Annotated in this window: 7 protein-coding genes and 1 pseudogene; 6 read left to right on the forward strand and 2 right to left on the reverse strand. The window is 50.7% G+C overall.

Translation table 11 applies throughout. The annotated features are described in order from the left end of the window. Nucleotides 1-60: 60 nt before the first annotated feature. Nucleotides 61-288, reverse strand: coding sequence for a YuzF family protein (locus PHU01S_RS25145; RefSeq protein ID WP_155615381.1), 228 nt, complete (start codon nucleotides 286-288; stop codon nucleotides 61-63). Nucleotides 289-506: 218 nt separating this feature from the next. On the opposite strand from PHU01S_RS25145, the gene PHU01S_RS25150 reads away from it, so the two are divergent. The 4 genes from PHU01S_RS25150 (at nucleotide 507) to PHU01S_RS25165 (ending at nucleotide 4,973) form a co-directional block, all read left to right on the forward strand. Then, on the forward strand, nucleotides 507-710 hold the full coding sequence (locus PHU01S_RS25150; protein WP_028407024.1) for a hypothetical protein: 204 nt from the start codon (nucleotides 507-509) through the stop codon (nucleotides 708-710). Between the two features lie 537 nt (nucleotides 711-1,247). Continuing rightward, on the forward strand, nucleotides 1,248-2,738 hold the full coding sequence (locus PHU01S_RS25155; protein WP_159063490.1) for a spore germination protein: 1,491 nt from the start codon (nucleotides 1,248-1,250) through the stop codon (nucleotides 2,736-2,738). Further along, nucleotides 2,738-3,895: a GerAB/ArcD/ProY family transporter gene (locus PHU01S_RS25160; RefSeq protein ID WP_107338598.1), complete on the forward strand. Its 1,158-nt coding sequence runs from the start codon at nucleotides 2,738-2,740 to the stop codon at nucleotides 3,893-3,895. The genes PHU01S_RS25155 and PHU01S_RS25160 overlap by 1 nt, the downstream gene beginning before the upstream one ends. Next, a complete protein-coding gene (locus PHU01S_RS25165; protein WP_159063491.1) occupies nucleotides 3,876-4,973 on the forward strand; it encodes a Ger(x)C family spore germination protein in 1,098 nt (365 codons plus the stop codon). The genes PHU01S_RS25160 and PHU01S_RS25165 overlap by 20 nt, the downstream gene beginning before the upstream one ends. 45 nt (nucleotides 4,974-5,018) lie before the next feature. Here PHU01S_RS25165 and PHU01S_RS27235 read toward each other — a convergent pair. Then, nucleotides 5,019-5,135, reverse strand: a pseudogene (locus PHU01S_RS27235) (bacterioferritin-associated ferredoxin); the annotation flags it as partial. Between the two features lie 157 nt (nucleotides 5,136-5,292). Here PHU01S_RS27235 and PHU01S_RS25170 point away from each other — a divergent pair. Both PHU01S_RS25170 and PHU01S_RS25175 read left to right on the forward strand, forming a co-directional pair. After that, the gene (locus PHU01S_RS25170; protein ID WP_054943620.1) at nucleotides 5,293-5,643 is read left to right on the forward strand and encodes a hypothetical protein; all 351 of its coding nucleotides are present in this window, start codon (nucleotides 5,293-5,295) and stop codon (nucleotides 5,641-5,643) included. 79 nt (nucleotides 5,644-5,722) lie between these two features. Beyond that, on the forward strand, nucleotides 5,723-6,196 hold the full coding sequence (locus tag PHU01S_RS25175; protein ID WP_107338600.1) for a hypothetical protein: 474 nt from the start codon (nucleotides 5,723-5,725) through the stop codon (nucleotides 6,194-6,196). The last annotated feature ends 284 nt before the right edge of the window (nucleotides 6,197-6,480 follow it).

Consider the following 6,480-nt stretch of genomic DNA (forward strand, 5'->3'; position numbering starts at 1 on the left):
GATTAATAGTTCTTATTATCTTTATGACAGGGAACGTTTGTCTCATGCCGCGCCGGAGCGCTAAGAGGGCATAACCCAAATCATTTGCTGCGTGCGCAGAAAAAATGAGGAATTGTCTGTTTGCAGCAAGACATGATCCGGTTTCACGTCGGTTATCGTACCCCGAACAGGGCCCCGAAACGTTTCAATAACCACCGGCTTTCCTTGAAGCGAGCGCAAGGTGTGATAAAAATACGGGTCAACCAAGGTTACTGTGGATAATGCGGGATTTGCCGTTTCCCTGTACATTCCATTCGGATAAGCATACACGATGAAATCTCCTCCTCATTCTCGTTACCATTTAGCCTATGCCGAAGTAAGGAAGGATGTGTCTCCGCCTGCGTATAGACAAACAACCCGATAAAAATGACCGGAAACCGGGCGGATGCCGGTGTCGCTTCTACACGTCTGCCATAGACTGATGCTGTAAGTTCAAAATTCACCTACCCAAGGAGGAATGGTTTTGAATGCAGTTTACTAAACAGGCAATGCCCATGTTTACGCATGACCACGCCGCTTACGTCAGGCAAATGCACGACTGGCACATGAAAATGGCTCAATATCACGACCAATTGCGTGCCTTTCATCTGGAAAGAGCGAAACAATTTCAAAAGCTGGCCGAAGAAAGAGCGAAAACGTCAGAAATACCCAGCGGCACCAGCGCCGCTTAAAGGCGAACCGACATGGAGCGATGTGATGAGTTGGCAGCATTCCGAATCAAAATCTGGGACCGTTATGTAACCCTTCGTTCCCAATATGGAACCCGGATGCCTTTGTCTTTCGATCAGTTCTGGTACGACTTTCTGGCCAGACACATGATAGCCGACAGCGGAGTCGAGCAAGTGTATGAGGACTTCTGCAACAACTGGGAGAATCAGTGTTTGCGAAATGTTCACGAATCAAGTCATCGGCAGGAAGGAGGCCGCTGAAAAAGATACGTTTTTTCTGTGATGCATCGATTTTTAAGTTTGATGTTGCAGGAAAATAAGGAAAAGTCCGTTTAAAGCCGTCTCACAGGCTAAAAACGGACTTTTTGCATCGCAGAAAGAAGGCGAGGGGACTTTTTTCAGTGGCCTCGTAGGAAGCCCGTGGTTTTTCACGAACCGACTCATAATCTCAGGACTGCCAACAACCTGGAACTGCGAGGCATGTTTTTTGTCATATCGGGAAAAATAATACATGGACTAAATGCGAAAGGAGGGGAGCCGATGCATTGGATCGGCTGGTTTAAAAAGCAAGACAAAAGCTATACGCCAAATGAAGCCGACACTCAACCTCCCGCAGGCAACTTGTCTCCGCAGCACGTGCAGCAATTGTTTCACGATATTCACGATGCACAGGTGCATGAGTTGGATGCGGGAGTGCGGAAAGTCAAGCTGTTTTACATCCGTTCCTTTGTGGATCAAAAACAGGTCGAAAGCGACATCGTGCTTCCCCTTTTGCATGCCCCGGACGAACAAGCAGGACAAAAGGTGATTTCCGAAGATCGGGTGGACGTAACGACGTTGCAGCAAGCCGAAGAACTCATCCTGCAGGGAGGAATTCTTGTTTTTGATGAGATCGGGAACGTTTGCGCGGTCAAAAAGCAGGATCAACTCGGCCGCACTATCGATTCTTCCGAGCAGGAATCGATTGTGTACGGTCCTAAAGACAGCCTGAACGAGCGCCTTGACAAAAACTTGACCTTAATCCGTCGCCGGCTGCCCGTAGCAAGCCTAAAGTCAAAGAAATGGACCGCCGGATCGTTAAGCAAAACCTCTGTTGTGCTGCTGTACATGGAGGGTATTGTCAATCCGGAGCTGGTGCGGATCGCAGAGATGAAAACGAATCAATTTGATTTCGATGTTCTTCTCGATTCCTCCCATATCTCCGCTTTGATGGAGGACCACGTCAACAGCGTTTTTCCGCAATTTCAACAGACGGACCGTCCGGACGTGCTGGCCGCGGCGCTGGCCAGCGGCAAAGTGGTCTGGCTGGTGGACAACACGTCGTTTGCGCTTGTAGCGCCCATTACGTTCTTTGATCTGTTTCAGTCCCCGGAGGACTATATTCACCGATGGATGGTGGGCAGCTTCCTGCGGGGGCTTCGTTTTGTCGCGTTCGTAATTGCTCTGTTTTTGACCCCGGCTTACGTGGCGGTGACGGTTCACCATTATCAGATGGTTCCGCTGGAGATGCTGTTTGTCCTGATGCAATCCCGCAGTGAAATTCCGTATCCTCCGTTCTGGGAAGCGCTGCTCATGCTGCTGACGCTGGAGATATTAAAGGAAGCCAGTTTGCGCATGCCAACCAAATCCGGCCAAACGCTCGGCATCGTGGGCGGTATTGTCATCGGTCAAGCGGCCGTGGATGCAGGGATCGCTAGCAATGTGATGGTCATTGTGATCTCCATCTCCGCCATCGCCTCGTTTCTCGTACCCAATTATTTGATGACGAACGCGAGCAAACTGCTCCAATTTGCCCTGCTCATTCTGGCGGCATGGCTGGGCATGTGGGGCATTGGGTTCGGATTGCTCTGGCTGTGCATCCACCTGCACGGATTGACTTCGCTCGGGCAACCGTATTTGTCCCCGCTGAGCCCGTTTTTCGCAAGCGACTGGAAAGATACGGTGTTTCGTGCTCCGCTGTCCAGGATGCGCACAAGGCCGGCTTATTTGAAGCCGCTGCAGCGGATGCGCGTTACCGGGAGGAAACCGTGATGGCTTCTCGTGTAGGTTCGGCCGGTTTGTTTTCGATTTCAGCGCCCTTCGGTTTCTTGTCCCTCGCCTTCTGGGCGAACCGGATGCAAACGTTATATTATCTTTTATATTTGCCCAGTGTGCTTGCGGAGCCGGTTATGATCGGCCTCATCCTGCTGGCGGCGGGATGCTCGCACCTCAACATTTTGATGATTGCCCGCTGTTTTGCATGGAAAGAAACGCCCGGCGGTTATCTCGGCATCGTCCGCACGTTGGGATCGGCGGTGTCTTTCCTGTTTTTGCTTGCGGGGCTGTTCGCTGTTTTGATGAAAGGCATCGTGCTGATGATGGGTTATGTCGATATTGTGCATCATATTTTGTTTCCTGCCTTACATGCTACGTTGTTTGGCATCCTGCTATTGTGTGCTTGCGTATACCTGGCTCGATTGGGCATGGAGAAGACCGTTCGTTTTGCGATCGTTGCGTTTGTCGGCACGATATGGGTTACCTTCCTGTACGTGCCGTTTGCGTTTCCGCCGGCTGCCGAATACCGCCATCTGCTCCCTCTTCTTCCGGAGCACATGCCCAAGGGAGATTGGCAAACCTTTCTTACGATATGGGCGGCGTTCTCCGGTCCCGAATATATGCTGGCATTGCCGAAAGAGGCGGTAGACGCGAAGAAATTGAAAACGGCTCTGATTTCCGCCAATGCATTTACCGCATTCGAATACATATTCTTTTTTGTCATTTGCCTGACGTTTTACGGATCTGATTATTTGCAGCGGCAAGACTTGCCGATCGTCGATCTGATCCGGTATATTCAGCTTCCTTTCGCCGAACGGCTGGAAATGATTCTGATTCCAGCCTACGCCATTTCCGTCGTTTACGTCGTCGCCATCCTTCTATTGTATGCGGCGGGAGCAATCCAATGTCTTGCGCGCAGTCGTCTTTCAGAAGGAAGAGCGCCGTTTTGGTTGGCGTTTTTGATGATGCTTCTGCTGACATGGATGGCCGGTCGCTGGATATGGCCGGATGAATGGAAAGCCAAGGAGTGGATCACCTGGCTTTCATGGCTGGATGCCAGCACCTATACCGTTTTGCCTTTTGGCTTCTTCCTCTTGGGATGGATCACGATTCGCAGGAAATGGAGGGTCCGACATGCCGGCGGCTCGTCATAAACCGCTTCTTCTATTACTGGCGTTGCTTGTTCTCGGCGGTTGCTCGTTTGTCGATAAAACCAATACCATTGAGGAAATATCGCCGGTTGTATTGCTTTATCTGGATGAAGGGAACGACGGATCCGTAAAGCTGTCTACCATCATTCCCCCGCTGAAGAAAGAGAAAAAGAGCGTGATTACCACGTCCTCCAATACGTTAATCGAAGGGAGATACTTACGAAACTTGAAGTATTACCGGGAAACGAAAGGGGGGCAGATCCGAATGATTTTCTTCTCCGAAGCCATGGCTAACCGGGGGCTGACGTCTCTGCTCGATACGTTACTGCGTGATCCCGAAATTTCCAGCCGCGTGTTTCTCTCTGTTGTGCGTGGCGATATGATCGGATATTTGAACAGGCAGATGCAGAGCGGGCAGGAGGAAATCGACTTGTATCTGTACAAAATGTTTGCGCACTACGAAAAGCAAGGGCAATTGACGACAAGCAACGTGCATGAATTCCTGGCCAGGGTGTACAACCCTTATGCCGATCCGGTTCTTCCCTATTACGCCGTCGCGAACAATGAACTTCGTTATTCCGGGACGGCGCTGTTCCGCGGGGATAAGATGGTCGGAAAGATTCCGCTGTCCGATGACGTCTTTTTCCAAATGCTGCGTGAAAAGAGAGGCGTTCAAAAGACGGTGCCGCTATCGGAGGCGGATGTCGTGCTCGGCAGTATCAAAACCGAGCGGCAAATTCATTTTACCGATTCGTTCCGGAACGTTCATATTGACGTGATGCTTAAAGGACGGGTGGAAGAAGTCCCCGCTGGACAGAAGACGGACAGCCCACGGGAACTGCAGGAGTTCGAGCGTAAACTTGAACGGAGAATCCAGGAGAAGCTGGAGAAGATTATCGATCGAACGCAGGCGTTAAGAGTCGATCCGTTCGGGCTGGGAATGCACACGGTAGGGTGGAAGGAACGGCCATTTACCCGTGAACAGTGGAACCAACGATGGCCGGATATGGACGTGACGATCCATGTTTCGTTGAAGTTGGAGCATACCGGGATGCTCGATTCGCATGCGGACCGGCGATGAAGACGCAGCTCGCGCGCCCTGTGTCACTCGCCAATGAACGCGTCTTCATGACATGGAACGTTTGAAGCCGCGTACAAAAGCGCTCACATTCCCCAAACAGCAAGTCCCCTGCGGATTGTGGATTTCGCATGCGCAGCGGCCAGCCTGTACCTGAGTTTTGATCCGGTCAACATACGATTCCGGCATGATCGGAAGGTGCGCAGCAATCCACAGGAATTCCCCCTTGCAGGATGTGTGAAAGGAATTGACGTTCGACGCCTCTGGAATCGTAAGGTAGCTTCCAAATCTTTACGAATTTTTTTCGCACGAAAAATTTTATGTGTGGCGTCTGGAACCGGATCAACTGATCAATTATACCGGCGTTGTGATGCTGCACACCTTTTGCATTTATCCTTTGACTGCTTTTCTCTACCTGACTCGTTTTCCAGAAGTCGAATGGAAGGCTGCGGTTCACATTGCAAAATGGGTGCTGATCTATATCGGTGTAGAATGGGTTGGATATCGCCTCGGTTATATTACCTACTCCCACGGCTGGAATTGCTGGTGGTCGCTTTTCTTTGATGTACACATGTTTCTGATGCTTCGCTTTCATCATACAAAGCCGGTTTGGAGCATCCCGATGACGATACTGTCCATCTTCTTTTACTTGATCCTGTTCGGTTATCTGTAAAGAATCCATGCCCCGTGACTGGCATTTTTGCCGAGGACGCATATAATGACGTGATCCAACTTTTGAGGAGTGATGAATCATGTCCGTTGCGGCTCAAACAAGTACAAAGAGTGTACCTCCCTTTTCCATATGGGGGGTTCATGCATCTGTCGCCGGAAGACCGGTTGTGTGGGGCAAACTCGTGATGCGTGTTTTGCCGGATCAACAAATTCAAGGCACCATCCGATTTCGCGGAACGCCGATTCCGATTGAAGGAAGCTGGAATGAAAGCGGGCAGCAGATCATGTTTCATTCCCCCTACGCCGCCTACTCCGGCCATTTATCCATCTACGACGATGTCCAGATTCAACTTCGGCATCTGGTTCTCACCGGACGCCTCCAGATGCTCCCCCCCTCTTTACAGGCAGGTGAGTATGGAACCTGGGTAGCGACAACAGATATAAGCTTGCCGGAGTATAGCGGCTATGTCCCGCCCCAACCGTCTTCCACTTCGCTGCCGCCGGTTGGCGTATTTGTAACGTCGAATATACTGTATGGAAACTCGCGGTTATAAAGCAGGCACCTATCCGTCATTGTCCCCAAATATGGCCTTGACGGATAAAAAATGATCGTTGCCGGGTTCTGTGCAGGGTATGGAAATGGAATCGCTGGTGCATCGTCTTGTCAACAGAAGAGCACATGATGGGGATCCAGATAACGGAAAGGGGTGGAATCGGTGGACGAAAATCAGATTCATCATGTAATCGAACAAGCCTATCAATTGATTGTCTAAGCACACCGCAACATGACTGACATTTGGCGCACTCACGTACTATTTACGCGACAATGGTGGTTGGG

Source organism: Paenibacillus humicus NBRC 102415, assembly GCF_004000905.1.
In the GTDB taxonomy this organism is placed as follows: domain Bacteria; phylum Bacillota; class Bacilli; order Paenibacillales; family Paenibacillaceae; genus Paenibacillus_O; species Paenibacillus_O humicus.